The organism is Moraxella sp., from assembly GCF_024227015.1.
Classification (GTDB): domain Bacteria; phylum Pseudomonadota; class Gammaproteobacteria; order Pseudomonadales; family Moraxellaceae; genus Moraxella.
Map to the genome: position 1 here is coordinate 1 of NZ_JAAELD010000302.1, position 1,742 is coordinate 1,742.

At 47.2% G+C, this 1,742-nt stretch carries 2 protein-coding genes; both read left to right on the top strand.

What is annotated here, in order from left to right:
* A partial coding sequence (locus GY683_RS06925; RefSeq protein WP_297288041.1) for a helicase-related protein occupies positions 1–1,253 on the top strand: 1,253 nt, incomplete at its 5' end.
* Positions 1,254–1,425: 172 nt separating this feature from the next.
* On the top strand, positions 1,426–1,742 hold a 317-nt coding region (locus GY683_RS06930), incomplete at its 3' end, for an OmpW family outer membrane protein (RefSeq protein ID WP_297288042.1).

Here is a 1,742-nt window from a genome sequence, read left to right on the forward strand (position 1 = left end):
AAAAATTGGAGCAAGCCAGTGAGACCATTAAAGATGAACTTGCCGAACGGCTTGATTATTTTAGGGATAATGACAAACTCATCGAAGCCCAACGTATCAAAGAGCGCACCCAATACGACTTGGAGATGATACAACAGTTAGGCTACTGTAACGGCATTGAAAACTACTCACGCCACCTATCAGGGCGACCGTCGGGGCTTGCTCCGCCCACGCTGTTTGATTATGTGCCTGATGATGCGTTGCTATTTATTGATGAAAGTCATGTTACCGTCCCCCAAATCGGAGCGATGTATAAGGGCGACCGCTCACGTAAAGAGACGCTGGTTAGCTACGGCTTTCGCTTGCCGTCCGCCATGGATAACCGCCCCATGAAATTTGAAGAATGGGAGCGTATCAAGCCGTCCACCATTTATGTGTCTGCCACGCCTGCCCACTACGAGCTTGAAAAAGCCCAAAACATCGTGGAGCAAGTCGTCCGCCCCACAGGGCTGATTGACCCTGTCTTAGAAATTCGCCCTGTGCTGACCCAAGTGGACGACGTGCTTGGCGAGATAAACTTGCGTAAACCCCTAAACGAGCGAGTGCTGATTACCACGCTCACCAAACGCATGGCGGAGGATTTGACGAGTTACTTAAAAGAATATGGCGTAAAAGTTGCCTACCTGCACAGCGACATTGACACGGTAGAACGCATGAAAATCATTCACGAACTGCGAACAGGTGTGCATGATGTGCTGGTGGGGATTAACCTGCTTCGTGAAGGCTTGGATATGCCAGAAGTCAGCTTGGTGGCGATTTTTGATGCGGACAAAGAAGGCTTTTTACGCTCGGAGCGTTCGCTCATTCAGACCATTGGGCGAGCAGCACGGCACGTCAATGGCAAGGCGATTTTGTACGCTGATAGCATTACCCCTAGTATGCAAAAGGCGATAGACGAGACCGAACGCAGACGAACCAAACAAATTGCCTTTAACGAAGAGCATGGCATTACACCAAAATCGGCAAGCCGTGCCATTACCGATAAGATTGACACAGGCGAAGAAGAGGCCATGCACGCCCTAGGTAGCGCGGTCATCGCCCAAAGCGCAATCGCCGGCGTGGACGAAGAGATTCTAAGACGACCTGAACTTATCGTCAAAGAAATCAATCGCCTAGAAAAACAAATGCGCACACTTTCAGCTGAACTTAAATTCGAAGAAGCGGCGCGCGTTCGTGATGTTGTATTGGCACTAAAAGAGCGTTTAATTGATTAAAAAGTCACAAAAGTCTTAAAAAAGCTGTTGATTTTTTTGTCGATTGTTATAAAATGATGACAAAGTTTAACCGTCATTCATGAAGAGTGATGAGATACTTTCGCAAAAGGGGCTTGCAATACGCGGGCTCTTTTTATTTTTTATTAGCCACTTTCCATATTGGAGAAAAGCCATGAAACTAAAAAATATCGCACTTGCGCTAGTAGCTGCTACTGCAACTACCGCTGCTGTTGCTGCACCTGCTGGCAGCTGGAGTGTTGGTGTGGGCGCTGCCTATGTTGATCCTAAGAGTGATGCAAGCGAACTTAAAGTTGGTAAAGTAGCAGCTGACGAAGATGTTCGTCCAAGCGTTACTTTCGAATACTTCCCTGCAAAAAATGTTGGTGTTGAGCTATTGGTAGCACACCCATTCAAGCACGACGTTGAGTTGAATGGTAATAAAGTTGGTTCAACCAAACTACTTCCACCAACTCTATCACTACAATACCA